This is a genomic window from Mucilaginibacter sp. Mucisp86, from assembly GCF_047324315.1.
In the GTDB taxonomy this organism is placed as follows: Bacteria; Bacteroidota; Bacteroidia; order Sphingobacteriales; family Sphingobacteriaceae; genus Mucilaginibacter.
This window is the reverse complement of the sequence record NZ_CP168503.1, coordinates 6,460,174-6,484,901: the sequence shown is the minus strand read 5'-3', so window position 1 is coordinate 6,484,901 and position 24,728 is coordinate 6,460,174. Positions and strand designations below refer to the sequence as shown.

The 24,728-nt window shown below is 42.5% G+C and carries 23 protein-coding genes; 12 read left to right on the top strand and 11 right to left on the bottom strand.

Annotated features, from left to right (window positions below; translation table 11 throughout):
• Positions 1-1,560: a family 20 glycosylhydrolase gene (locus ACEN9X_RS26940; protein WP_413668076.1), complete on the bottom strand. Its 1,560-nt coding sequence runs from the start codon at positions 1,558-1,560 to the stop codon at positions 1-3.
• A gap of 297 nt (positions 1,561-1,857) precedes the next feature.
• Between ACEN9X_RS26940 and nagA the strand changes: the two genes are divergently transcribed.
• Positions 1,858-3,042 (top strand): N-acetylglucosamine-6-phosphate deacetylase, encoded by a 1,185-nt coding sequence (gene nagA / locus ACEN9X_RS26935; RefSeq protein WP_413668075.1) that lies wholly within the window; start codon positions 1,858-1,860, stop codon positions 3,040-3,042.
• Between the two features lie 10 nt (positions 3,043-3,052).
• On the top strand, positions 3,053-3,808 hold the full coding sequence (locus tag ACEN9X_RS26930) for a 6-phosphogluconolactonase (protein WP_413668074.1): 756 nt from the start codon (positions 3,053-3,055) through the stop codon (positions 3,806-3,808).
• 116 nt (positions 3,809-3,924) lie between these two features.
• Here the strand turns inward: ACEN9X_RS26930 and ACEN9X_RS26925 are convergent, their stop codons facing one another.
• On the bottom strand, positions 3,925-4,986 hold the full coding sequence (locus ACEN9X_RS26925) for a substrate-binding domain-containing protein (RefSeq protein WP_413668073.1): 1,062 nt from the start codon (positions 4,984-4,986) through the stop codon (positions 3,925-3,927).
• 198 nt (positions 4,987-5,184) lie between these two features.
• Between ACEN9X_RS26925 and ACEN9X_RS26920 the strand changes: the two genes are divergently transcribed.
• On the top strand, positions 5,185-7,470 hold the full coding sequence (locus ACEN9X_RS26920; protein WP_413668072.1) for a glycosyl hydrolase family 95 catalytic domain-containing protein: 2,286 nt from the start codon (positions 5,185-5,187) through the stop codon (positions 7,468-7,470).
• Positions 7,471-7,493: 23 nt separating this feature from the next.
• Here ACEN9X_RS26920 and ACEN9X_RS26915 read toward each other — a convergent pair whose 3' ends face one another.
• Positions 7,494-8,078, bottom strand: a complete 585-nt coding sequence (locus ACEN9X_RS26915; RefSeq protein WP_413668071.1) for a TIGR00730 family Rossman fold protein — start codon at positions 8,076-8,078, stop codon at positions 7,494-7,496.
• A 97-nt stretch (positions 8,079-8,175) separates the two neighbouring features.
• On the opposite strand from ACEN9X_RS26915, the gene ACEN9X_RS26910 reads away from it, so the two are divergent.
• Entirely contained in the window at positions 8,176-8,958 is a 783-nt protein-coding gene (locus ACEN9X_RS26910; protein ID WP_413668070.1) for a hypothetical protein, read from the top strand.
• A 73-nt stretch (positions 8,959-9,031) separates the two neighbouring features.
• On the opposite strand, the gene guaB is transcribed toward ACEN9X_RS26910, so the two are convergent.
• The 3 genes from guaB to ACEN9X_RS26895 all read right to left on the bottom strand — a co-directional run bounded on the left by guaB (position 9,032) and on the right by ACEN9X_RS26895 (position 13,393).
• Positions 9,032-10,504 (bottom strand): IMP dehydrogenase, encoded by a 1,473-nt coding sequence (gene guaB / locus ACEN9X_RS26905; RefSeq protein WP_091206658.1) that lies wholly within the window; start codon positions 10,502-10,504, stop codon positions 9,032-9,034.
• A 265-nt stretch (positions 10,505-10,769) separates the two neighbouring features.
• Complete coding sequence (locus ACEN9X_RS26900) at positions 10,770-12,047, bottom strand: M16 family metallopeptidase (RefSeq protein WP_413668069.1); 1,278 nt, start codon at positions 12,045-12,047, stop codon at positions 10,770-10,772.
• A 107-nt stretch (positions 12,048-12,154) separates the two neighbouring features.
• Positions 12,155-13,393 carry a M16 family metallopeptidase gene (locus tag ACEN9X_RS26895; protein ID WP_413668068.1) on the bottom strand — a complete coding sequence of 413 codons (1,239 nt, stop codon included), beginning with the start codon at positions 13,391-13,393 and terminating at the stop codon, positions 12,155-12,157.
• Between the two features lie 124 nt (positions 13,394-13,517).
• On the opposite strand from ACEN9X_RS26895, the gene ACEN9X_RS26890 reads away from it, so the two are divergent.
• Positions 13,518-14,099, top strand: a complete 582-nt coding sequence (locus tag ACEN9X_RS26890; RefSeq protein ID WP_413668067.1) for a hypothetical protein — start codon at positions 13,518-13,520, stop codon at positions 14,097-14,099.
• Between the two features lie 93 nt (positions 14,100-14,192).
• Here ACEN9X_RS26890 and ACEN9X_RS26885 read toward each other — a convergent pair whose 3' ends face one another.
• From ACEN9X_RS26885 to gpmA, 3 genes are all read right to left on the bottom strand, one after another.
• Positions 14,193-14,537: a phosphoribosylpyrophosphate synthetase gene (locus ACEN9X_RS26885; protein WP_110583138.1), complete on the bottom strand. Its 345-nt coding sequence runs from the start codon at positions 14,535-14,537 to the stop codon at positions 14,193-14,195.
• 175 nt (positions 14,538-14,712) lie between these two features.
• Entirely contained in the window at positions 14,713-16,323 is a 1,611-nt protein-coding gene (locus ACEN9X_RS26880; RefSeq protein ID WP_413668066.1) for a hypothetical protein, read from the bottom strand.
• A 184-nt stretch (positions 16,324-16,507) separates the two neighbouring features.
• The gene (gene gpmA / locus ACEN9X_RS26875; protein WP_413668065.1) at positions 16,508-17,197 is read right to left on the bottom strand and encodes a 2,3-diphosphoglycerate-dependent phosphoglycerate mutase; all 690 of its coding nucleotides are present in this window, start codon (positions 17,195-17,197) and stop codon (positions 16,508-16,510) included.
• A 104-nt stretch (positions 17,198-17,301) separates the two neighbouring features.
• Here gpmA and ACEN9X_RS26870 point away from each other — a divergent pair, with 104 nt between their 5' ends.
• From ACEN9X_RS26870 to ACEN9X_RS26855, 4 genes are all read left to right on the top strand, one after another.
• Positions 17,302-17,892: an acetate uptake transporter gene (locus ACEN9X_RS26870; RefSeq protein WP_413668064.1), complete on the top strand. Its 591-nt coding sequence runs from the start codon at positions 17,302-17,304 to the stop codon at positions 17,890-17,892.
• A 23-nt stretch (positions 17,893-17,915) separates the two neighbouring features.
• Complete coding sequence (locus ACEN9X_RS26865) at positions 17,916-18,299, top strand: SRPBCC domain-containing protein (protein ID WP_121225310.1); 384 nt, start codon at positions 17,916-17,918, stop codon at positions 18,297-18,299.
• A gap of 37 nt (positions 18,300-18,336) precedes the next feature.
• Complete coding sequence (locus ACEN9X_RS26860) at positions 18,337-19,113, top strand: HAD-IIA family hydrolase (RefSeq protein ID WP_413668063.1); 777 nt, start codon at positions 18,337-18,339, stop codon at positions 19,111-19,113.
• A gap of 324 nt (positions 19,114-19,437) precedes the next feature.
• Positions 19,438-21,117 (top strand): hypothetical protein, encoded by a 1,680-nt coding sequence (locus ACEN9X_RS26855; RefSeq protein WP_413668062.1) that lies wholly within the window; start codon positions 19,438-19,440, stop codon positions 21,115-21,117.
• 91 nt (positions 21,118-21,208) lie between these two features.
• Here the strand turns inward: ACEN9X_RS26855 and ACEN9X_RS26850 are convergent, their stop codons facing one another.
• Positions 21,209-21,565 (bottom strand): response regulator, encoded by a 357-nt coding sequence (locus ACEN9X_RS26850; protein ID WP_413668061.1) that lies wholly within the window; start codon positions 21,563-21,565, stop codon positions 21,209-21,211.
• A gap of 126 nt (positions 21,566-21,691) precedes the next feature.
• Between ACEN9X_RS26850 and ACEN9X_RS26845 the strand changes: the two genes are divergently transcribed.
• Positions 21,692-22,846, top strand: coding sequence for a serine hydrolase domain-containing protein (locus ACEN9X_RS26845; RefSeq protein ID WP_413668060.1), 1,155 nt, complete (start codon positions 21,692-21,694; stop codon positions 22,844-22,846).
• An 18-nt stretch (positions 22,847-22,864) separates the two neighbouring features.
• Positions 22,865-23,287, top strand: coding sequence for an acyl-CoA thioesterase (locus tag ACEN9X_RS26840; RefSeq protein ID WP_091206624.1), 423 nt, complete (start codon positions 22,865-22,867; stop codon positions 23,285-23,287).
• Between the two features lie 2 nt (positions 23,288-23,289).
• On the opposite strand, the gene xerD is transcribed toward ACEN9X_RS26840, so the two are convergent.
• A complete protein-coding gene (gene xerD, locus ACEN9X_RS26835; protein WP_413668059.1) occupies positions 23,290-24,189 on the bottom strand; it encodes a site-specific tyrosine recombinase XerD in 900 nt (299 codons plus the stop codon).
• A gap of 40 nt (positions 24,190-24,229) precedes the next feature.
• Here xerD and aroQ point away from each other — a divergent pair, with 40 nt between their 5' ends.
• Positions 24,230-24,649, top strand: a complete 420-nt coding sequence (gene aroQ, locus ACEN9X_RS26830; protein WP_091206618.1) for a type II 3-dehydroquinate dehydratase — start codon at positions 24,230-24,232, stop codon at positions 24,647-24,649.
• Positions 24,650-24,728: the final 79 nt, after the last annotated feature.

The window sequence follows — 24,728 nt, the reverse complement described above, 5'->3', positions numbered from 1 at the left end:
TTATTTTATCAGTTTAGCATAAATCTCGCTTAGTTTAGCATTACGAAGCTCTTTTTCATCTGCCAGTTCACCCGCCTTCAGGAAGCCACCGTTTAGCTTGTTAAATTTTTCATCGATCAATACCGATTGTCGTTTTAAGGCAATAATAGCCGGGCGATATTTATCTTTTGATGCCACATTAAACTGCGCGCTGTTCATGGCAGCCTCTACCTGCAATACATGGAGATAAAATAACCTGATTTCGGCCATTAACCTGTAATGTTCAAACTCACGCAGATTTTTCTGCGGTTTAAGTTTGTTCAACGTTGAAAGTGCGGTACCTGTACTGTCAATAAGTTCATCAAGCGATAAATTTGTTTTTCCTTTTACTTTACCCATAGCTACCGGGTATTGTGCTGTAAAAAGTGCCTGTTTAAACAGCTCTGCATCCGACTGGTTAAAGCCATAATTTGTTTTGCAATAATTGCGGATAAATGCTGTTACATCAAGCGGCTGATTACTTTTAACGGCTTCGGTGTAGGCCGTGATAAGCAAATTAAAGGCAGATAAAGGATAAACACGGCGTATTGGGTATAGCGCAACCGGATCATCATTTGAATCAAAAACGGTTGAGTATACGCCTGATGTTGACCATGATGTCATCACTACGCCCTGATAATGCAATGATTTGATTTGCGGTACAAAATTGCGGATGTTCTCGAAATGGTTAAACCATTTTTCGATGTAAAAATTATCGGGTTCGCTACGGATTGACGGCGCTCCCCACACCTCATAGCCGCTGGCCAGTAATTTGCTGCGGTCGCCAAAAAGATTGGGGTTCCAGCCATAATTCCAGTCCACAAAAACGGTTTCCTTAGGCAGCAGATGAATATAGTCAGGATATTTCAGGGCGATATCGGCCCATACCACAGGCTTTTTGCCAAGGCTGCTGACAATATCACAGATGAGTTTGATATGGTCAAAATACAGGCGTGAAAGCCCCACTTCAGCGGCCTTTTTCTTGCATTTTTCGCAATGGCCAAGCAAAAAGGTCTCATCGCCTCCAATATGTACATAAGGCGAATCATGTAGACTGATCATATCTTTAACCAGCTTGGTGAACAATTCGCGGTTTAATTCGGGTTCACTCGGGCACACCTGCGAAAAATTTTGATCATCCTCCCTTAATGCAGCATATTTATAATGCCTTAATATGTATTCAACATGACCAAAGGTTTGTTGTAAAGGGATAACATCGATATGCAGCCCATCGCAATATTTTATAAATGCCTTAACCTCATCCCGCTTATAGGCGTACTTATTAGATATTACCGCTTCAGTGCTGTACGGATATGAACCCTCCCATTCCATAATTAACGTATTGATTCCCTGGCTATGAAGTTTCAGTGCCAACTGCTTTAACGCCGGCATAGTCATTACCTGTATCCGCAAATCAACATGAAAAGCCTTTACCTTCAGATTATCCTGCCCAAAGCTTTTGACAGTTATGGCACAACATAAAAAGGCTAATAATAGATAAAGTTTTGCGAGTTTGAGACCGTTAGTGCGAGGATTTTTCATTTTCGTGACTTACGTGTACGCACACGTAAACGAAAGTAATTGGTTCATTTTAATCTTCCAAATATTTGCACCAATAAAATTATGCTGAGGTTTTGTTATGTTTAAAGTTGATTTTATCATGTGCTCAGTTCGTTCTGCCATGTGATTTTAAAATGCTTATAAGTTTGTTTATTGCTAAACTGATCTTTTGGAAAGTTTCCCTTATCGACATCATTTAAAAATATATCTTTTGATATAGAAATTTCGCTAAATTGCATTGTGTACGTACACGCGAAATAACAAGCTAAGGAACAACTAATGTCACGTTTTTTAAAAATAAGTAACGCGCGTATCGTAACGCCCAATGGCATTTACTCAAACGGTACTTTAATAGCCGAAAACGGCAAAATCAAAGCCATTGAAAACGGCCCGACTGAATTTACATGCGATAACGAAATTGATGCCGGTGGCAATCTTTTATGCCCCGGATTTATTGATATTCATGTGCACGGCGGGGGCGGCTTTGATTTTATGGATAATAATGCAGATGCCTATCTGAAGATAGCAGAAATGCATGCCCGCTTCGGCACTACCGCTATGGCCCCTACCAGCCTCAGTTCAAGCTTCTCCGATTTAGAGAAAACTCTGGAGTGCTACAAATCAGCCTCGGGACTTAACGATAAGGGGGCCGAATTTATTGGTTTTCATATAGAGGGCCCTTATGTTTCAATGGCGCAAAAGGGGGCACAAAACCCCCGTTACATTAAAGATCCGGATCCTTCGGAATATAAATCGATCATTGAACGGTTCCCTTTTGTAAAGCGTTGGAGTGCGGCACCTGAATTACCAGGTGCAATGGATTTTGGCAGGTACCTGAAAAGCAAAAACGTATTGCCGGCCATAGCTCATACCGATGCTGTTTTTGAAGATGTGGTTGAAGCTTTCGATAATGGGTTTACCCATGTAACACATTTTTACAGCTGCATGTCAACCGTATTCCGAAAAGATGCTTATCGCTATGCCGGTTCAGTAGAAGCTGCTTACTTTTTGGATAATATGACAGTTGAGATCATTGCTGATGGTGTTCACCTTCCCCCTGCCCTGCTTAAACTGGTTTGTAAACTAAAAGGATATGACAATATTTCGCTGATCACCGATGCTATGCGCGCCGCAGGACTACCACCGGGCGAAAGCTATCTCGGCACCATTGACGATAATTTTAAAGTTATTGTAGAGGACGATGTAGCTAAATTGCCAGATCGCTCGTCATTCGCCGGAAGTGTGGCTACCTGCGATAAACTGGTTAAAAACATGGTTCAGCTGGCCGATATCCCGTTAATTGAAGCCATAAAAATGATAACGATAAATCCGGCTAAGATAATGGGTGTCGATCAGCAAAAAGGTTCATTATCAATTGGTAAAGATGCAGACCTGGTGTTAATGACCGGCGATTTCCGTGTACTGCAAACCATTGTTAAAGGACAAACTATTTACAAAGCTTAACTGATATTAAATGACAAGCGCATATCAAAACCTAAATGTTATCATCCTGACCGACAAGCACGCCCTCGGCGTAAAAGCTGCTGCCGATGCTGCTGTAACCATTAAAACACTGCTGAATAAAAAAGAACACATCAATATCATATTCGCAGCGGCACCATCACAGTCGGTTTTTTTGGAGAGCCTTAAAAACGATATTTCTATCGTCTGGGAAAGGGTCAACGCATTCCATATGGACGAATATCTTGGTTTGCCAGCCAATGCCCCGCAAAGCTTTGGTAATTTTTTAGCGGATGCTATATTTGGGCATGTTAATTTCAGGAGCGTAAATTATATAAATGGCAATACTGCAGATACAGATAAAGAAAGGGAGCGTTACGCCAGCCTTCTGAATGATAACAAACCGGATATAGTTTTTATGGGAATAGGAGAAAATACCCATCTTGCCTTTAACGAACCCTTTCAGGCAAATTTTAATGATCCGGAAATTATAAAAAAGGTTACTCTTGATGCGGTTTGTCGCCGGCAACAGGTTAACGACGGTTGTTTTGAACGGCTGGAAGATGTGCCTGTAAAAGCACTTACTCTAACTATTCCTGTTTTATTAGGCGCTGATTATATATTCTGTATGGTTCCGGGGATTAATAAAGCTGAGGCAGTTGTAAAAACGTTGAAAGAGCCCATTTCTGTTAAATATCCGTCGACGATCCTGCGTGAACACCAGAATGCTAAGCTATACCTGGATTCGCAAAGTGCATCGTTATTGTAAACAAGCCATTGTTTGAGGCCAATTTCTGGCTACAGCATTGATGATGCTCAACAGAAACTATTGTTCCATTTTCTGCAATGACTGGCGATACGGTTGGGAACGATAGTTTCAAGCCTCTAATTTTTATAATAGTGAAAGTTTTCTTTGGTGATGATATCTATCGGCATATAAGTGATACGCTCTGCATCGCCTAAACCAAACAGGTGTTTGTAAAGCGCCATAACACCACGGTAGCCCTGTTCTTTTGGGCGCTGACTAATAATAAAAGAGATAGATTCATTTTGGAGGCAAAGGATATTCTCTTCGATAAAATCGTATCCAGCCAGAATCAATTTTTGAGGATGATTGGCCAATACTCCAGCCACCACATTTACCCTTGAGTTAGTAACAAATAATACCCGTGCTTTTGGAGCCGAGGCCAACGCTTTGCTCAATTGTTTTTTTACCGACTGGTTGTCAGTATGGTTGATATTGAGTGTGAGTATGGTATTGGCAATGTTGTGTTCCTCAAAATACCTGCGAAAGCCCTGCTCCTTTCTTAGCAAATGATGATCGGGTTCCAGTTCGGTAGAAATGTTCACGATGAATATATCATCAGCTTCACGTACCATCATACCGATAATTTGTGCGGCAAGCCGGCCGCTTTGAAACAGGTCGGGGCCAATATAACTCAGGCTCTCCTGACGTGGCAGATCAGAATTTATAAAAACAAAAGGAATATTTGCTACGGTAAGCTTTTGGGTAAACGTCAGTGACTCTTCAATAAATGACGGGGCCAGCAATATTCCCTGAAGATCAGTAGCCAGGACTTGTTCAGTTGCTTCAACAAAACTGCTTTTTGAGTCTAAATCGTAAAAGAAATGCATAACACTTACACCAAACTGTTTTAATTCATCAACAGCTTGTGTGATACCTGCCAGCGGGTACGACCAGTAATTGGTTTCCGCCGACGTTTTAGGTATAAGAACGCCAATGTTCACCTTGTTGCGCCGGGCCAAAAGACTGGCCATTTTATTGGGCCTGAAATCGAATTCCTCAATAATAGCATTGATCTTTTTACGGGTTTCATCCGATACCCCTTTCCGGTTATGAATCACCCGGTCAACCGTACCGATAGAAACGTTGGCAAGCCGGGCAATTTCTTTAACACCTATTGAATTTGAGTTACTTTCTTTCATGTTCAGAAACCAAATATACAGACGAATTGGTTTATTCTATCTTCTTTTAAAAGCATCTGCATTGTCGTTACAGGCACGAAGTAAATGAAGTAATTATTAAATCAAGCGATAACAAACGTTTGCGTTGTTATTTATATCGTTTTGCGCACCCAATAATTTATTTTAGATGAACCCTTTTATTGATACGCTGAACAGGTTATGAAAAAATACGCATTACTCGTTTATTATATATTGCTTACTGCCGGTGTATTTGCGCAGACAGCTAAGCACGATATGCATTTTGACACACTTGCCAAACGTTGGGATGAAGCTGTACCGCTGGGTAATGGCATGATAGGTGCGCTGATATGGCAAAAGTCGGATCATTTACGCTTTTCGCTTGATAGGGCAGATATCTGGGACTTGCGCCCCATGAAAGGCTTGCACCGGCCGGAATTTAACTACCAATGGGTTGTTGACCACGTTAATAAAAAAGACTATACCCCGGTACAAAAGTATTTTGACGAACCTTATGATAATGAACCTGCTCCGTCAAAAATTCCCGGAGGTGCACTGGAGTTTAATACATTTGGGTGGGGAAAGGTACTATCCGTTAATTTACATTTGGCAGACGCGCTTTGCCGTGTAGAATGGGCAAACGGCACCATACTTAAAACATTTGTACATGCCAAGGCCCCGGTCGGCTGGTTCCGGTTTGAGAATGTTAATACTGATATTATACCGCAAATAATTGCCCCAAGATACCAAGGGGCCGTAAAAGTATCCGGCGACCCGGTTGGTGGCGATGACCTTTCAAGACTAGGCTATCCTCAGGGAACCATTACAAGGCAGGGGGATAATATCACCTACATACAAAAAGGCTGGAATGGCTTTTCTTATCAAATTAATGTAAGCTGGCATAAAAAGGGTTTACATACCGTTGAAGGTGTTTGGAGCATTTCTTCCCAATATCCGGATCAGAAAAGGAACGTTATTGCCGCTGTCACTAATGAGAAAGCGTTGGTTAGAGGATATGATAAAGATTACACATCGCATAGTGCCTGGTGGAAAAACTTCTGGAGCAAATCGGCCATTCACATCCCCGATGCTTTGCTTGAAAAGCAATGGTATTTAGAACAATATAAATTTGGCGCCGCTTCAAGGCCGGAGGCACCTCCTATCTCGCTTCAGGCCGTGTGGACTGCCGATAATGGCCGCCTGCCGCCATGGAAAGGCGATTTTCATCATGACCTAAATACGCAATTGAGTTATTGGCCAGGTTACAGCGCCAACCATTTAAATGAAAGCATGGCATATCTTGATCACCTTGATCAAAACAAAGCCAATTACAAACGGTACACCAAAATGTATTTTGGCAAAACCGGCCTGGCAGTACCTGGCGTTACTACCCTCGACGGTACCGAAATGGGCGGCTGGATCCAATATTCGCTATCGCCTACAGTATCTGCGTGGTTGGGCCAGCATTACTACCTGCAATGGCGATATAGTATGGACAGGAGTTTTCTGCGGCAAAGGGCTTACCCATGGGTTAAGGACGCAGCTACATTTATTGAAAATATAACGGTATTGGATAACACCGGGCACCGTAAGTTGCCAATTAGCTCAAGCCCCGAAATTAATGATAATGATATCTCGGCCTGGTTTCATCAAAACACCAATTATGACCTGTCGCTTATGAAATTTATTTTCAAGGCCGCAGCCGAAATGGCTAATGAACTTGGCCTTAAAACAGAAGCATCGCACTGGAAAAAGATATCATCACAATATAATGACTTTGCCCTCACTGCTGCAAATGAGTTAATGTTTGCGCCGGGGACGCCTTATAATCAATCGCACCGTCATTTTTCTAACATGATGAGCATCCATCCTTTGGGGCTCATTAAATGGGAAGACGGGCCCAGGGCACAATCTATCATTAAAAACTCTATTCACCTGCTTGATAGTGTTGGTCCGGCCTATTGGTGTGGTTATTCTTACTCCTGGCTTGCAAATATGAAGGCAAGGGCTAAAGACGGTGAAAGAGCGGCAAAAGACCTTACTATTTTTGCCAAAGCATTTTGTTCTGTAAATAGTTTTCACCTTAACGGCGATCAAACCAAATCCGGATATTCAAAATTTCAGTACCGCCCTTTTACGCTTGAGGGCAACTTCGCCTTTGCGTCTGGCTTACAGGAAATGCTTATACAAAGCTATGCAGGATTTATCGAGGTGTTACCGGCAATACCGGCTGCCTGGAAAGACGTGGCATTTGATAATTTACGTACCGAGGGTGCTTTCCTGGTAAGTGTTAAGAAATCAGAAGGTCAGGTTTCAGAAGTAAAGATAGTTTCCGAAAAAGGGAGTAAAACCAAATTGAAACTCCCTTTTAAAACATGGTTCACCAGCGCACGGAAAAATGTAACTATAAATCAATCTGAACCGGGTTTCTTAAACCTTGATTTTAAGCCAGGAGCTTCAATAACTATAAAAAATGGTTTCGAATAGAAAAGAGCCCCACTGGATAACACTTACGTAAGGTTTCTGTCTTTAAACCATACTTCGTCTGGTTTGGCGTTGAAATTATCCATCAGGTTCACCAATTCTATCGGATCGCCGGAGGTAAGGATGAGTTCGCGGTTGGTTGGTTTCAGGAAACGTTGTTCAACCATTACATCCATTTGTTTAAGCAACAGATCATAAAAGCCGTTCACGTTTAATAAACCAATAGGATGATTGTGTAAACCCAATTGTAGCCAGGTTAAAACCTCAAAAAACTCCTCAAGAGTACCCCAGCCTCCCGGAAGCGTAATGATGCCCTCACTAAGGTCATTCATCATTTGCTTACGCTGGTGCATATTTTCTACGATGTGCAACTCCGTTAAACCAGTATGTCCAACTTCCTTATCCATCAAAAACTGCGGAATTATACCGATAGCTTTACCACCCCGGCTTAACACCGCATCGGCCATTAAGCCCATAACGCCAACTTTACCGCCGCCAAACACGAGGGTGATATTACGGCTTACCATAACCTCTGCCAATAGTTCAATGGCTTGTTTCAATACAGGATCGCCGTTGAAATTAGCACCGCAGAATACACAAATAGATTTCATGCTCAATGATAGTAAAATTTGTTCGTTAGCCTATTAAGGTTTTGTTATGTGTTGATTGCATTACTTCAATATTGATATATTTAGAAAAAATTATCACATGAAAAAACCTATTTTAACCATTATCACTTTTTTTATTGTTGCGGCGCAGGCATTCGCACAAAACATCACTACTCCTAATGTAGAGCAAAAAGATGATCAGTCAACAATCATCAAAAAAATTGAAACCAATAGTCAGTATACTATTGTAACTTTTGAAAACTACGCCTACCAGGATAATGCATGGGTGCAGCTCAATAAAGAGATCTTTATTCAAACTGATTTAAGCAACGCGCATTATGACTATGTTAAGTCGGAAAATATAGCCATAGTGCCCAATAAAGACATCTTAAAAAAGGTCGGCGATAAGCTTGAATTTAAAGTTTATTTTAAAAAAATACCTGCTGCCGCAAAATCAATTGACATTATTGAACATGCAGGCTTACACAAATCCGGAATCAGTTACTTTAATTTTTATAATGTGAGTTTAACGGAACAAGCTAACACAAGCAAGCATGTCAAGATAACAGATGTAGTATTACTTCCGCCTCCGCCGGTTGCCGCAGATACGGCTGCTTCCACAGATCTATTTTATGGAGGCCCTTCCAATGATATGCAAAATGCCATGAGCTCTATGGGGCCGATGTACGCATCGATGGCGAAATCAGTGCTCGATGCCCAGCTTGCATATTTTAAGCAGCCTGGCAAAATAGCCGAAATAGCTAAACTAAATAAAGACTATTTTGATGCGCTGGTTAAAGTAGGTTTCAATTATGACCAGGCATTAAAGATCATCACCGCCAACGGCTTAATTTCAAAGTCATCATCCGTGACCGGCCAATAAGGCCGTTAAAAACAAAAGCGTCTGAAAGATAATATCTTTCAGACGCTTTATTTTATGCAGTTTATGTTAAGAATTACCTGCTTGTATAGTTAGGCGCTTCTTTAGTGATAGTAATATCGTGCGGATGGCTTTCGCGCATACCGGCAGCGGTGATGCGTACAAATTTAGCACGTTGTAAATCTTCGATATTGGCGGCACCACAGTAGTGCATCCCGGCACGTAAACCACCAATGTACTGGAAAATAACTTCGGCCATGCTGCCTTTAAACGGCACGCGACCAACAATACCTTCAGGTACCAGTTTGGTAACCACATCTGTTTCATCCTGGAAATAACGATCTTTTGAGCCCTTAGCCATAGCCTCAACCGAGCCCATACCACGGTACGATTTAAATTTACGGCCTTCGTATATAATAGTTTCACCTGGCGATTCTTCAACACCTGCAAATAATGAACCAGCCATAATAGAGCTTGCACCGGCAGCAATAGCTTTAACAATGTCACCGGTTTGTTTGATACCACCATCGGCAATTACAGGTACACCACGGCCTTCAAGCGCTTTGGCACACTCGTATACCGCGTATAATTGAGGCACCCCTACACCGGCAATGATACGGGTTGTACAAATTGAGCCCGGGCCAATACCTACTTTAACAGCATCAGCTCCTGCATCGGCAAGTGCAATAGCAGCATCTCCCGTTGCAATGTTACCGGCAATTACCTGCAGGTTAGGATAGAGTTTCTTAACCGCCTTAACCATATCAATAACTCCTTTTGAATGGCCGTGAGCTGTATCAACCGTAATTACGTCAACACCTGCATTAACCAGGGCAGTTACGCGGTCGATATTATCTGCAGCAACACCAACAGCAGCACCTACACGTAAGCGGCCGTATTCGTCTTTACAGGCGTTAGGGAAGTTTTTAACTTTCTGAATGTCTTTATATGTGATCAGGCCTACCAGCTTCCCATCTTTATTAACAACCGGTAGTTTCTCAATTTTATTACTTTGCAAAATATTAGCAGCATCGGTTAGGGTAGTTCCTTCCGGCGCAGTGATCAGGTTTGTTTTGGTCATTACTTCACTTACGGGAACGCTCATGTCCTTTTGGAAACGAAGATCGCGGTTGGTGATGATACCTTTCAGGTTCTGGTCTGCATCAATAACCGGGATACCGCCAATGCTAAATTCTTTCATCAGTTGAAAAGCATCTGCCAGTAAAGCATCTTCGCGCAAAGTAACAGGATCCTGGATCATGCCGCTCTCTGAGCGTTTAACCTTGCGTACCTCATCAGCTTGTGCCTGTATAGTCATGTTTTTGTGTAGCATGCCTATGCCACCGGCCTGAGCAATGGCAATAGCCAAATCAGCCTCGGTAACGGTATCCATGGCGGCCGAGATGATGGGAATGTTTAACCGGATGCTTTTAGTTAAGTAAGTTCCGGTATTCACTTCGCGTGGTAACACTTCTGAATAAGCCGGGAGTAGTAAAACGTCGTCGTAAGTTAATCCTTCGGCAACAAATTTTGATGGGTCTAACTGCATAGCAAATAATTATTTTGGAGTTATTATTTGCCGGGCAAAGGTAATAAAATATTTCGGATTTCGGAATTTCGATTTCGGATTTATTTAAAATTGCCTTGGGATGATAATTCGGGATTTGAGATTTCGGATGTTCGATTTCGGATTTTATAATTAGACATTTAATAATTTAGATTTGGGATATCCAGTCTCCGAGGGTACGAAGCGAACATCTCAAATCCAAAATAAAAACAAATCCGAAATCGAAATTCCCAAATCCGAAATCAAATTAATATTTCCCTACAATCACTTTATAAAACTGATCGAAGTTGAAATAGGTATTAGCCAGTTGGATCAGCTTATCTGAAGTGATATTTTTTACATTTGCGGTGTACCTGTCGTAATAATCATAATCCAAACCTGCAAAATAGATGGTTTTGAATTTATCGGCATGTGAAAACACATTTTCCAAACTACCAAGTAATGATCCAAGCATGTAGTTACGTACCAGGGATAGCTCCTCTTCGGGCACTAATTCAGTTTTTAAAACATTTATTTCCTTTTCAATTTCAGCAACCGCCAGCTTACAAACATCTGCCCCAACTTCAGTTGCTATAAAAAATGAACCGACTTGTTTAAATGAGGCCAGTCCGGAACCTATACCATACGTGTACCCCTTATCTTCACGGATATTGGCCATTAACCGCGATCCAAAATAGCCGCCAAATACCGTGTTTAAAACCTGTAATGATTGAAAATCGGCATGCGAACGGTTGATGATAGGCGTACCTATCCTGATTGCCGACTGCAATGCCTCCGGTTTCTCTGTAAAATAAAAAAGATCGGTAGCTGCCTTAATATCCGGTTGGCTTGTAATTGCCGGGGCCGCTGTGCTCGTCCAGTTTTTGTCAAATGTTTCTGCCAACAGCGTCAGCGTTTCGGGCTCAACTTTACCGGCTACAATGATGGTACAATTAGAAGGCTGGTACATTTTTTTGTAATGGGCCAGCATATCATCATGCTGAAGGGTCTGATAATCGGCCATTTCTGATGCATAACCAAAAATAGTAGCGCCATAAACAGCCCTGTTAAACGCGCGGCGCGCCACTACATCATTTTTTTGAAGACTAACCTGGAGTTTTTGCCGCTGATTACGCTTAAAGGTTTCCAGCTCCTTTTCGGGGAAGATGGAGTTTTGGAGTATATCTGCAATAACCGGTAAAGTGTGCTGCAGGTGTTTGTTCAGGGTATAAAGCGTAACCTGCGAGTTTTCATACCCATAGTCTACCTGTAAAAAAGCACCGTAAAAATCAATTTTATCGGCTATTTGGGCAGCTGTTAAAGTTGTGGTGCCATCGGTAAGCATGGAATTTACAGCCATGTTAAGCAATGGCTTTGCCGGATCAAAGCTAAGGTTGCCGAAGATCCACTCAATACGTACCAGTTCCTGATCGCCGGAGTTAAAACTAAAAACGTTGGCGCCATTACCAAGCTGTTGATGCTCCGGCCTGATAAGGCTTATATTATCGATAGCCCTAAACTCGGGAGCTAATTGTCTGTTGATCATATGAATATTGTTAATCTGAATCAGAATTTACAGATTTTTTTTAATTCGCAGAATGTAATTTCAAATTCAGCTAATTCTTAAATTCTGTAAATTCTGATTCAGACGATTTACTTCTCTGCTAAATAAATAAGCGTTGATGAATTATCTTTTCTGAACAGTTTACTGGCCTGGGCTTTCACTTGTTCAGCAGTTACAGCAATGTATTTAGCTGTTTCATGGTTGATGAGGTCTGCATCGCCAAGCAACTCGAACGAGGCCAGGTTCATTGCCTTATCCAATAATGACATTTCTGAAAATATCATTGTCGATTCGGTTTTGTTCTGAACTTTGGTAAGCTCATCTGCCGGAATCTCTTCTGTTTTTATTTTCTCCAGCTCATCCCATAACGCCGCTTCTGCCTGCTCAATACTGATACCCTCAAGCGGCTTGCCCTCCAACACAAACATGCCTTTATCCAAACTACCTGTGATATAGGCATGTACTTCACTAAAGATCTGTTTTTCCTTAATCAGCGATTTGTACAACCGTGATGAATTGCCTCTCGAAAGGATATCCGAAAGCAATTCAACGGCATAATAATCTTCGTCTGTACGGGCTCCCATCTGAAAAGCGATATACACATCATTAAGCGGCACCTTTGCAGTCACCGTTTCACGGCGGGCTTCCTGTTGTTCCGGCTCCTGCGGCAGGTTGCGGTGATACTTTTCGCCGGCAGGTATCGGGCTAAACCATTTTTCAGAAAGCTCTTTTACCTGTTCTGTCGTTACGTTCCCCCCTACTACCATAATGGCATTTTGCGGGTTATAATGTTTTTTGAAGAACGCTTTTACATCCTCAATCCTGGCATCTTCAATATGTTTGATGGTTTTGCCGATGGTTGCCCAGCGATATGGGTGCGTTTTATAAACCAGCGGACGAAGCTTTAGCCAAACATCGCCATATGGCTGGTTCAGGTAGCGTTGTTTAAACTCTTCTATAACTACGTTGCGCTGTACCTCAAGGCTTTTTTCGCTGAACGCAAGGCTTAACATCCGGTCACTCTCCAGCCAAAAGGCGGTTTCCAGGTTAGCCGATGGTAAGGTGATGTAATAGTTAGTAATATCGTTGCTGGTAAAGGCATTGTTTTCGCCTCCTACTCTCTGCAGGGGTTCGTCATAAACAGGAATATTTACAGAGCCGCCAAACATCAGGTGTTCAAACAAATGAGCAAAACCGGTTTGTTCGGGATCTTCATCGCGTGCACCAACATCATATAAAATATTGAGCACGGCCATAGGTGTGGTATTATCTTCATGCACAATAACCCTGAGGCCATTGTCAAGTGTGAATCGGTTGAATTTAACCATGTATATATTAAGTTTTTTAATACGGACAGCAAATGTATAACTTTTGATGACATTGAAAGTGCATGCCAAAAATGAACAAGTGTTTTAGGTTAGGCACCGGTATTTTTTTACTTTTAGGCTACCAATGACCCGCGACGAACTTACCCAAAAAATAGCGAATACCATAGGCAAACTCAAAGTGCTTGAACTAAGTCTTATTTTGACCGAACAGCAGTTTGATTTGCGCGATTTGATCGACATTACCTTTCATGCCGATAAGCCCCTCGGCTTTCGTGCAGCCTGGCTATTGGAGAATATGTTTTTAAAAGATCCTGAGGTTTTTACCAATAATCTTGAATACCTGATTGCACGGTTACCACAGGTCACTAACCCGGGATGTCAAAGGCATTACACGAAAATACTGATGCACGCTACCGACGAAAAGGAACAATCGCCGGTAAAACAAAAACTGAACAGCCTTGATCTTGAACCTGTGGTTGAGCAGCTTTTTGACTGGATGATAGATCCCAAGGTAAAAATTGCAGTGAAAGTATTTGCAGGCTGGGCCTTACTCAATTTAAGATCTCGTTATCCATGGATAGCCGAAGAACTGCCGGCACAACTGGAATTTTTGATGCGCAATGGTACGCCAGCAATTCAATCGGCAGGGAGGAAAATGATGAAGGAGTTAAACCCCTCTAAATCTCCCCTAAAGGGGAGACTTTAAAAAGCCAAAAGCCGACAACCAATATCCCGCTGTCCCTACAGAAATATTTGTCGCCGACTTTTAACTTAAGATTTTCGACTTAAGACTGCCGACTTACGCAGTAGGCCTGTCTTCGCCATGCAGGTTGTGGCTCACCTGCCCATGGTGCAATTTTGCCGCCACGGCCGATGAACTGTCATCGGCATAGGTGCCGTAAGCATTTACCAGCACGCCTTTTAAGTTATATTTTGATGATGATACGGCGTATACAATCGACATATCCGATGGATTGCTGGCACCCTCAAAGCGGTAAAACTCATCAATCTCAAAATCATCGGCAGTCATATGGATATCTTTTTCCTTATCGTCAATGGTATCGCCATCCAGACTAAGGTTGGCTGTATATCCCCTTTTCAGGAGGTCATTAGTGGCATCCACTAAGGTTTCATAATTTTTCATGGTGATGTTTTTTGTATAGGTAAACAGTAGTCGGCCTCATCAGCCATTTTATTATTACAACTGCAAAAGCAACCGACTTGTTTGAAGCAGGGAAATAAAAAAGTCCTGCTGCCACCGGCAACAGGACTTAAACTAACAATTGAAACTTACCCTTAAGGATAAAAGCTTATGATACTTATTGAGCTTTAGCAAGCCACAATGAAGCATTTAAATGAAATGCTGAGTGAGAAGTATATCCTGACGGAGCATCGCCAGACCAGCCATTAAATAAATTGTCGCCGGTATCACCTGTACCGTCGTCAGCATCTGAGCTGTCACCGATCCAAACCACACGACCGCTGCCATAGGTCGCCAATAATGCCATAGCATTGGCTGTGCCGCCGTTGGTAGCGCTGTTACGCCAGAACAACCCCTGTACGCTTGAATTGTTGGCTGGGTATAAGGTTGCAGTTGAGCCATCATAGAATGCCATTTTTGAAGCCGCACCGGCTGCACCGTTCAATACTTTTTGAGCATCGGCATTTGAGCCGGTGTAAACGTTGGTTGATGGGCTTTCATTGATATCAACATAATTAATGTTAAAGCCGAAAGGATTGTTGTTGTTGATACCATTGTTGGTCATCAAATCATTCCAAACCCTTGGTGAATCATAGCCATCGCCGTCACGATCAGATGGATTGTAACCATTTGCATCGGTACCGGCAGTTGTTGCCGCGGTGTGATCAGCTATCATGAATAAACCACCACCGTTAGCCACAAAGTTCATCAGGGCAGTTTTTTCGGCAGCAGTAAACAAACGGTTTGGTTCGCAAACAACAAATACGTCGTAGTTGCTCAAATCCTGGGCACCGCCACCACCATAGGTAATTGCTGTACCTACAGGCAATGTTTCAACAAGTTCGCCGCGTTTTACCAGTTCTACAGCCCATGCTGAAAGGGCGCCTTTCCAATAGGTTTCAGAAGTAGACGAAGTAATACCTGTATATGATGGCGTAGGGATACGCTGTGCTTTGGTTTCGGTAGTTGTGCCACCGGTATAAATAGCAACCTGCTCGGTACCATCGGCATCTATTTGCCAGTCGGCACTGCCCGCGTTTTCAAGGTGACTTGCATCAAACAGGAATTTTTTGCCTGTAAGCACAGTACCGCCACCACCTGTACCACCACCTGCGTTATCATTAATGGTGATATCATCGATATTGATACGGTTGCTGCCGCCGGTAAGTTTACGAATCTCTAAACGTACATTACCGGTTTGGGTAAGCGTAAATGTTGAAACTGTTAAGCTTGCGGTAGTAGTAATGGCCGAACCTGACTGAGCCCATGATGAGCCGCCATCGGTTGAATAAAACAAGCCCCAGGTACTGGCGCTGTCACCATTGTAAGTGGCACTTTTGATAGTAACAGTGCTGATGCCGGTAGTGACATCAAACAGCATGGTGATTTTACCGGTGTTACGTACACGGGCACTCCATGAACCTGCCTTTTGATCTGCAGCCAGATTGCCGATCAGCGCATCGTACATATTCCATGAACTGCCTGATAAGGTAACATTATCACCACTTGAAGAGCCGGTTGGCGATACGTCATAAGCAGTTTTAGGACTGGTTGAGCCAACTTCAAAACCCTGTGTTAAGGATACAGCTAATGTTTTGATTGTTTTGTTGGTGATGGTTTGATCAGCATCTTTTAATGCAGGCATCTGGCCATTTTTCTGACAGCTTGCCAGCATGCCGGTTGCGGCAGCGGCCAATACCCACATACGTAGATTAGTAAGCTTTAGCATAATGATTTTTTAGGTTTTAATGTATAAGTTAATAATATTGAATTATACGGCAAACCTGCACAAAGGTTAATTCATAATCATTTCTATTTCATTAACTTATTGTTAAGTAAACCCGTTGAAACTTGTAAACAAGTTTTACATTCAGCCTAAAGCCTGCAAAGTATTCACTTAGTCGGGGTACAAATTATTCAAGGTAATAATGCCTGATCTTGTTCAAGCCCTCATCAAGCTCATAAACCCATGGCGTAGCAGTCGGGATTTCGAGGGCCGTCACCTCCTCATCGCTTAAATTATCAATGTATTTTATAAGTGACCGAAGGCTATTACCATGCGCCACTACAATAACCTTTTGATTACGGCGCATAGCCCTTACAATTCTTTCGTTCCAAAATGGCAATACCCTGTCCATGGTTTCACTCAGGTTTTCTGTTAACGGAAGTTCGCGCTCGGTCAGGTCTTTATACCTCAAATCATGTCCCGGATATCGTGGGTCTTCTTTGGTTACAGCAGGTGGATGCTCATTAGGATCGCGGCGCCATTTTAATACCTGCTCCTCTCCGTATTGAGCAATGGTTTCATCTTTATTTAGTCCTTGTAAGGCACCATAAAAGCGTTCGTTTAAGCGCCATGATTTTTCGACGGGGATCCACAGATGATCTAGTTCCTCCAAAATATAATGCAGCGTTTTGATAGATCGTTTTAAATACGACGTGAAGCCTACATCGAAATTATAACCATTTTTATTGAGGATTTTCCCTGCGTTATGGGCCTGGTCGTACCCTTGGGCCGAAAGGTCTACATCTTCCCAGCCCGTAAATCTGTTTTCCTGGTTCCAGACACTCTCGCCATGACGTATTAATACTAATTTTTGCATAGGTATTTACTTAACGCAAAAGTAGGTTAAGGGTTGTGAAAAACTTGCTTAATATTTATAAATCAGTTAGCTTGCGGTACAAACCAAATAAACTAAAACCTACTATGATCCCTACTACACCAGTTCCGGTAAAGGATGGTATTGCCAATCCGGCGCCGCTTGGCCTATGTGCTTTCGGTATGACCACCGTTTTATTAAACATCCACAACGCAGGCTTTTTTGAAATGAACACCATGATATTAGGCATGGGCATATTTTACGGCGGCCTGGCACAGGTTATTGCCGGTGTTATCGAAGCTAAAAAGAACAACACCTTTGGGCTTACAGCATTCACCTCCTACGGATTTTTCTGGCTTTCATTAGTTGGCCTGTTGGTGATGCCCAAACTTGGCTGGGGTACTGCACCATCTGAAGGCGCCATGATTGCCTACCTGAGCATCTGGGGAGTATTTACTTTCCTCTTATTTTTCGGTACGTTAAGGCTTAACCGCGCTTTGCAATTTGTCTTTGCATCGTTAACCATATTATTTTTCCTGTTAGTAGCGGGCGATGCTACCGGTAACACAGGTATTAAACACCTTGCAGGTTACGAAGGTATTATTTGCGGTGCTTCGGCCATTTATACCGGTATTGCCAACGTATTGAACGAGGTTTACGGAAAAACTGTTTTGCCAATTGGCCCTGTAAAGGTTTAAATTATTTCAGCTAAATTGCGTGGGTGAAAGATTATAAAAAATATTACAGCATACCGGCCACTCCCGAAGAGATCTATATGGCCATTACCAATCCTGTTACCATTGAATTATGGACCGGCGAGGTTGCCGAAATGTCGACCGAACCCGGCACCGAGTTTTCGATGTGGGATGGCAGCATTGTAGGCAAAAACATTGAGTTTGAGCCTAATAAAAAAGTGGTACAGCAATGGTATTTTGAAGGGCAAAGCGATAACTCTATCGTAACCATTAAATTACATGCTGATAAACAGGGTACTTCGGCCGAGTTAAGGCATACCAACATTCCCGATGATGATTATAATGACATTGTTGACGGATGGAATGACAGCTATTTTGGTGGCCTGATAGACTTTTTTGAAGGAGCTTAACCCCTCTCACCTAACAAAAACTAAATACTTTATACCCATGAAACAAGGTCTTTTAATTGATATGGATGGGGTAATTTACAGCGGCGAAGAACTGATATATGGCGCTGATAAATTCATCAAACATCTTATTGATAATGATATTCCCTTTACATTTATGACCAACAATAGCCAGCGCACCAGCCTTGAGGTAGTACGCAAGCTTAAAAGGTTGGGAATAACTGTTGAAACAAAACATGTTTATACCAGTGCCATGGCTACCGGCAAATTTCTGGGCGACCAAAGCCCCAACGGTACAGCATTTGTATTAGGCGAAGGCGGTCTACTAACCAGTTTACACGAAAACGGCATTACGCTTGTTGATTCAGATCCTGAGTTTGTTGTTTTAGGCGAAGGCCGCAATTTTACGCTGGAAATGGTACAGCGTGCAGTTGATATGATCCTGGCCGGCGCTAAATTCATAACTACTAACAGGGACCCCTCTCCTAAAAAACCAGGCTGGAATAATTTAGGCATTGCAGCAACAACAGCCATGATTGAAGAGGCTACCGGACGCAAAGCATTTGTAACCGGCAAGCCAAGCCCGGTGATGATGCGTTCGGCTAGGAAATTCCTGGGCCTCGAAACTGCCGAAACAACCGTAATTGGCGATACCATGGAAACAGATATCCAGGGAGGCGTGCAAATGGGCTACAAAACTATCCTTGTGCTATCCGGCATTTCCAGCAAAGATCAATTGAGCCACTATGCTTTCAAACCAGATATGGTGGCCAGCTCGGTTGATAAAATAACGTTTCCGCTTAAATGGTGGCAATAAGATAATACCTGTAAATCTATTTAAAAGCGGACGACCAGTAAGATGGCCGTCCGCTTTTTTTTATAATATTTTTTAATTGAGATTGGAAATAAGTTAACTATAACACAATATCATTAAGCTTTTTTTAAGTATTTTTTAATAGCGACCGGTTTTATTTGCTCCCAACCAATTAAACCAATGCTTCCCTAAATGGCAGCGGTTAAACCATTAAACCAATATTGCTATTTATGCCCGTTACCGTATTTAAACCTCCGTAGGTTTTTGCAGGTTATTCCTGTATCTCCGCTTAATAAACCAATCTATCAAAAAATTACATCTAAAATTATGAACTTAAAAAAACTTTATGTTTTAAGCTGCGCGCTTATCATAGGCATTGTTAGCGCCTGCTCAAAAAAAGAACTGGCAGGCAATCAGGCCAATTCACTGAATAATAATCAGCCAAAAATCAAAACAGCGGCTTCGGCAGTTGGCGATGTTGTGGGTAAAATTACAGTAGGCTACCAGGGCTGGTTTGCTGCTATCGGCGATGGCTCGCCCATTAACTTATGGTGGCACTGGTCAAACCCCAATAACCAGGCACCTAATTCAAATAATATCGGTGTAAAATCCTGGCCCGATGTACGGGAGTACACCAGCACTTATCAAACTGGGTTTGCCAATCTGAACAATGGCAGCCCTGCAAAACTGTTTTCCTCTTTTAATGATCAAACGGTAAATGTGCAGTTTCAGTGGATGCAGCAAAATAATATTGATTGCGCGGCGCTTCAGCGTTTTAACCCCACCGGCGGCGAAGGCCCGGTAAGGGATGCTATAACTGCCAAGGTTAAAACCGCCGCTGAGGCTACCGGCCGTAAATTTTATATTATGTACGATGTTGGCGGCTGGACAAACATGCAATCAGAAATTAAAACCGACTGGACAAACAAGATGTCGGCCTACACCACTTCATCGGCTTACGCTAAACAGAATGGGAAACCTGTAGTGTGTATCTGGGGCTTTGGTTTTAATGACGATAATCACCCGTTTTCGGCCGCGGTTTGCCTGGATGTGATCAATTGGTTTAAAAGCCAGGGTTGTTATGTTATAGGAGGTGTGCCCGCTTATTGGCGCGATCCTAATGCCAGCGAGGTACGGCCTAACTTTTTACCAACCTTTAACGCTTTAAATATGATCTCGCCATGGATGATCGGTAAGATCGGCACCATAACTGAAGCCAACAACTTCTATAACAATACGCAAGTAGGCGATCAGACCTATTGTAACGCCAACGGTATTGATTATCAACCTTGCGTACTGCCAGGTGACCTGCAATTACGTCAACGCGTACATGGCGACATGATGTGGACACAATTTTATAACCTGATTCGTGGTGGTGCGCAGGGATTATATATATCCATGTTTGATGAATATAATGAAGGTAACCAGATTGCCAAAACCAGTGAAAACTCATCATTTGTGCCTGCCGGATCCAATTTTTTATCACTGGATGAGGACGGTACCGTTTGCTCTGCCGATTATTATCTAAGGTTAACCGGTGATGGCGGTAGAATGCTGAAAGGACAAATTGCACTTACTGCTGTGCGCCCGACGGCGCCTGTGGCAGGCGGCAGCAACCCAACCACACCACCCATAGGGCAAACAATAATCCTTAAAGGTTCAAATAATAACTATGTAAGCAGTGAAAACGGCGCACAGCCTATGAATTGTAACAGGGCAACTGCCGGGGGCTGGGAGCAATTTACCATTGTTGACGCGGGCGGTGGTAAAGTTGCCCTGTTAAATTCGGGTAAATATGTGTCATCCGAAAACGGTACCCAGGCTATCAACTGTAACCGCACGTCTATAGGCCCCTGGGAACAGTTTGATTGGGTAAGCAACGCCGACGGCACTACTTCGTTCAGAGGTAATAACGCCAAGTACATCTCAGGCGAGAACGGCACGCAGGCCATGACCTGTAACCGCGCTACTATCGGTGGCTGGGAATCATTTAGAGTCAATCAATAAGTTTATTTGGGGTTATTAAAAAAGGGAGGCTTAACCGGTCTCTCTTTTTTACCGTATAGAATATATTAAAGGGAGATTTTCGCCAATGGCACTATATCATCAGCCTCATCAAAACATCCACCAGTTCCTGAATTTCAAAAGGCTTACCAATATAAGCGTCTGCTTCTCCAAGGGCTGCTTTTTGTTTGATTGCCGGGTTGGCAGAAATCAGTACCACAGGGATTTCCCGGGTTACGGGCTTCGATTTAAATAAAATACAAATTATATGGCCGCTAATAATCGGCAGGTTCTCATCAAGTAAAAAACAATCGGGCTGTAAGGCTACCATTTCCTCCAGGGTGGTAAATGCCTTAAATCCAGACACCCGGAAGCCTTCGTTTTCAAGTAGCAACGTGGTAGATTCAAGGATATCGGGTTCGTCTTCTATTAATACAATGTGTTTGCTCATAAATTACCCTTATTCTACGAAAGTGCTGCCTTAGTAGTTGTGTGGCCGCGAAAATATGATAAAATCTGTAACCATGTCGTTAATGCTTGCGTCTCAATTAGCATACACACTATACTCGGCCTTCCAATGAGAAATTACATACAATACTTATACCGTAAATGCCGCAGATCATTTATGCTTATCTGCTTAGTTTCATTTGTTTTTCGTAATATATCAGAAGCCCAAATAGCCACTTCAACCGGAGAAATCATCAGCAACGCCTCTATGGACAGCTTTCTGCAAAAGCAGATGGATTCACTAAAGCTCCCCGGATTGTCTATAGCATTTATCAATAAAGGCAAAATCGTTTATCGCCGTGCATTAGGTGTAACTGATATTAAAACGAAGAAGCCAATAGATGAACAATCAATTTTTGAAGCCGCCTCGCTTTCTAAACCGGTATTTACCTACTGGGCTATGAAACTGGTTGACCGGGGCGTATTAAATCTGGATACTCCTTTGTATAAATATCTTCCGTATCCAGATATCGCACAGGATGAAAGGTACAAACTGATTACTGCACGAATGGTGCTTTCTCATCAATCGGGCTTTCCAAACTGGCGCTTCTTCCCTGCCGATTCATCTTTACATGTTAAGCCGGGTGCGCTTTATTTGAATTTCAAACCAGGAACATCCTTTGGCTATTCGGGCGAAGGTTTTCTTTACCTGGGTAAAGTTGTTGCGCATCTGCTTAACCGGTCGTTGCAAAATATGGAGCCTGTATTTGAAAAAGATGTGGCCCAACTGCTGCATATGCCCCATAGCTCATACACTGCTAACCCATATATTTTGGAACACAAGGTAAAAGGACATCAAGATGGGCATATTGACCCTACGAATGGATTAAACTGGCCCATTTTGCCATCTTTAAGTATAGATTCAAATACGTTTAATCCTGCAGCTTCCCTGCATACCAACGCTTTGGATTACGCAGCTTTTATCATAGCGTTAATGAAAGACAAAGGATTAAGTTCAGCAAGCTTTAGAGAAATGTACCGCCCGCAACTGAATGTTCCGCTTCCCGAAGACTTTCGTAAGGCAGGCTATTCAACCTGGGGATTGGGCATAGCAATTGCGCAAAGTTCATCAGGTACAGTTTACCTGCATTCGGGCAATAATGGGAATTTTCAATCTGCTTTCATGATGGATAAAGCCCGAAAATCCGGCTATGTTTTTTTTACCAATTGCGATCACGGGAACGTTTTTAATGAGAAACTGGAGGCCTTCCTTTCGCTTAAATAGGATTACTATATTTGCTGCATGGATACACCACTCCAACTTTCCACTTTTGAATCTGAGTTTCGCGTACGCCCTGATGATATCGATATGTTTCAGCATGTGCATAACAGCAAATATTTTGATTATGTATTGGCTGCCCGTTATGATCAGATGGAACGCTGCTACGGTATGGCCATGGAAAAATTTATGGAGCGCGGCTTTGGCTGGGTGGTGCGTACAGCGCATGTTGACTATAAGCGCGCCCTAACCATGGGCGATTACTTTATTGTAAAAACCGGCATTGAAAGTATCGACGACAAGGGCTGCCGCGTAAAGTTTGCCATTACCAATAAAACTACAAAAAAAATCTGCTGCGATGGTTGGTTTGATTACGTGATGATTGATATGGCTACCGGACGCGGTGCAAAGATTCCGCAGGATGTGATTGATCAGTACCTGATCTGACCTCAACTCCGCGGGTGAAATTGGCTTATCGTACTTTTTAAATACTCCCGGTCTAAATGCGTATAAATCTCCGTTGTAGTAATACTTTCGTGGCCCAACATTTCCTGTACGGCACGTAAATCAGCGCCGCCCTCAACCAAGTGCGTAGCGAATGAATGGCGAAATGTATGCGGGCTTATCTTTTTCTTTAGCCCAATTGTTTCGGCAAGGCCTTTAATGGTTAAAAAAATGATCTGCCGACTTAGCCTTGTACCACGCCTGTTTAAGAAAACGTAGTCCTCCTCTCCTTTTTTGATGGGATTGTGGACCCTTACATTCTCTATCCAGAGCTTCATTGCTTTTATAGCTTCACTTCCTATAGGCACCAATCGTTCCTTATTGCCTTTTCCCGTCACCTTTATAAATTCAATATCAAGGTATAGGTTGGAGAGCTTCAGCTCGGTAAGCTCGGATACCCGTAATCCTGATCCGTACAGTGTTTCCAGGATAGCTTTGTTACGCATGCCTTCAGGTTTTGAAAGATCAAGGGCAGCTATAATTTTATTGATCTCTTCATAACTCAACGTATCAGGCAGCTTGCGCCTGATCTTTGGCGATTCGAGCAATTCTGATGGATCAGTTTTGATCATATCCTCCATCAGCAGGTATTTATAAAAAGCTTTGATGCCCGAAAGGATCCTGGCCTGCGATGAAGGGATCATCCCCAACTCATTTATCCAGTTGATGAACCCTCGTAAATCAGTTAAAGTAATTAATTCAGGTTTCAGTTTAACTATCTGTGAATCTGAATATTGATATAGTTTTTCTATGTCTCTGCTATAAGCTTCGATAGAGTTATCGGAAAGAGATTTCTCTAACTTTAAATATGCCTGGAAACCTTTTATTGCCGAACGCCAATCCAATTGATTTTAGTTTTGATGATTTATAGCTAAGTTTGAACTAATGAAGATACAAATTATAAATGGCCCAAATTTGAACCTGCTGGGCGTTCGCGAAAAATCAATCTATGGCGATGCCAGCTTTGAAACCTATCTTGAAACCCTGCGCCAACGCTTTGCAAACATCACTATTGATTATTATCAAAGCAATATTGAGGGCGAAATTATAAATAAACTGCATGAAATTGGTTTTAGTTACGATGGCATTGTGATGAACGCCGGTGCTTACACTCATACCTCCATCGCTATAGCCGATGCTATTGCCGCTATTAATACGCCGGTTATCGAAGTGCATATTTCCAATGTACACAAACGTGAGGAGTTCAGGCATAAATCAATGATAGCAGCCAATTGCCGCGGTGTAATTGCAGGTTTTGGAATGGATAGCTACAGATTAGCCATTGAAAATCTGTCGGTTAAATAAACTTTTGAGATTTCACCGATTGTATATGATTGCACCGATTTTTTGCGGTTTCGCAGATGAAAAGATTTTATCGATTTAG

Coding starts and splice junctions, on each gene's coding strand:
- gpmA (WP_413668065.1), bottom strand. CDS start 17,197: ATGCAAAAATTAGTATTAATACGTCATGGCGAGAGTGTCTGGAACCAG.
- ACEN9X_RS26840 (WP_091206624.1), top strand. CDS start 22,865: ATGGATACACCACTCCAACTTTCCACTTTTGAATCTGAGTTTCGCGTA.
- ACEN9X_RS26925 (WP_413668073.1), bottom strand. CDS start 4,986: ATGAAAGAAAGTAACTCAAATTCAATAGGTGTTAAAGAAATTGCCCGG.
- ACEN9X_RS26860 (WP_413668063.1), top strand. CDS start 18,337: ATGAAACAAGGTCTTTTAATTGATATGGATGGGGTAATTTACAGCGGC.
- ACEN9X_RS26850 (WP_413668061.1), bottom strand. CDS start 21,565: ATGAGCAAACACATTGTATTAATAGAAGACGAACCCGATATCCTTGAA.
- ACEN9X_RS26910 (WP_413668070.1), top strand. CDS start 8,176: ATGAAAAAACCTATTTTAACCATTATCACTTTTTTTATTGTTGCGGCG.
- aroQ (WP_091206618.1), top strand. CDS start 24,230: ATGAAGATACAAATTATAAATGGCCCAAATTTGAACCTGCTGGGCGTT.
- guaB (WP_091206658.1), bottom strand. CDS start 10,504: ATGCAGTTAGACCCATCAAAATTTGTTGCCGAAGGATTAACTTACGAC.
- ACEN9X_RS26920 (WP_413668072.1), top strand. CDS start 5,185: ATGAAAAAATACGCATTACTCGTTTATTATATATTGCTTACTGCCGGT.
- ACEN9X_RS26885 (WP_110583138.1), bottom strand. CDS start 14,537: ATGAAAAATTATGAAACCTTAGTGGATGCCACTAATGACCTCCTGAAA.
- ACEN9X_RS26855 (WP_413668062.1), top strand. CDS start 19,438: ATGAACTTAAAAAAACTTTATGTTTTAAGCTGCGCGCTTATCATAGGC.
- ACEN9X_RS26890 (WP_413668067.1), top strand. CDS start 13,518: ATGACCCGCGACGAACTTACCCAAAAAATAGCGAATACCATAGGCAAA.
- ACEN9X_RS26915 (WP_413668071.1), bottom strand. CDS start 8,078: ATGAAATCTATTTGTGTATTCTGCGGTGCTAATTTCAACGGCGATCCT.
- ACEN9X_RS26880 (WP_413668066.1), bottom strand. CDS start 16,323: ATGCTAAAGCTTACTAATCTACGTATGTGGGTATTGGCCGCTGCCGCA.
- nagA (WP_413668075.1), top strand. CDS start 1,858: ATGTCACGTTTTTTAAAAATAAGTAACGCGCGTATCGTAACGCCCAAT.
- ACEN9X_RS26845 (WP_413668060.1), top strand. CDS start 21,692: ATGAGAAATTACATACAATACTTATACCGTAAATGCCGCAGATCATTT.
- ACEN9X_RS26940 (WP_413668076.1), bottom strand. CDS start 1,560: ATGAAAAATCCTCGCACTAACGGTCTCAAACTCGCAAAACTTTATCTA.
- ACEN9X_RS26930 (WP_413668074.1), top strand. CDS start 3,053: ATGACAAGCGCATATCAAAACCTAAATGTTATCATCCTGACCGACAAG.
- ACEN9X_RS26895 (WP_413668068.1), bottom strand. CDS start 13,393: ATGGTTAAATTCAACCGATTCACACTTGACAATGGCCTCAGGGTTATT.
- ACEN9X_RS26900 (WP_413668069.1), bottom strand. CDS start 12,047: ATGATCAACAGACAATTAGCTCCCGAGTTTAGGGCTATCGATAATATA.
- ACEN9X_RS26870 (WP_413668064.1), top strand. CDS start 17,302: ATGATCCCTACTACACCAGTTCCGGTAAAGGATGGTATTGCCAATCCG.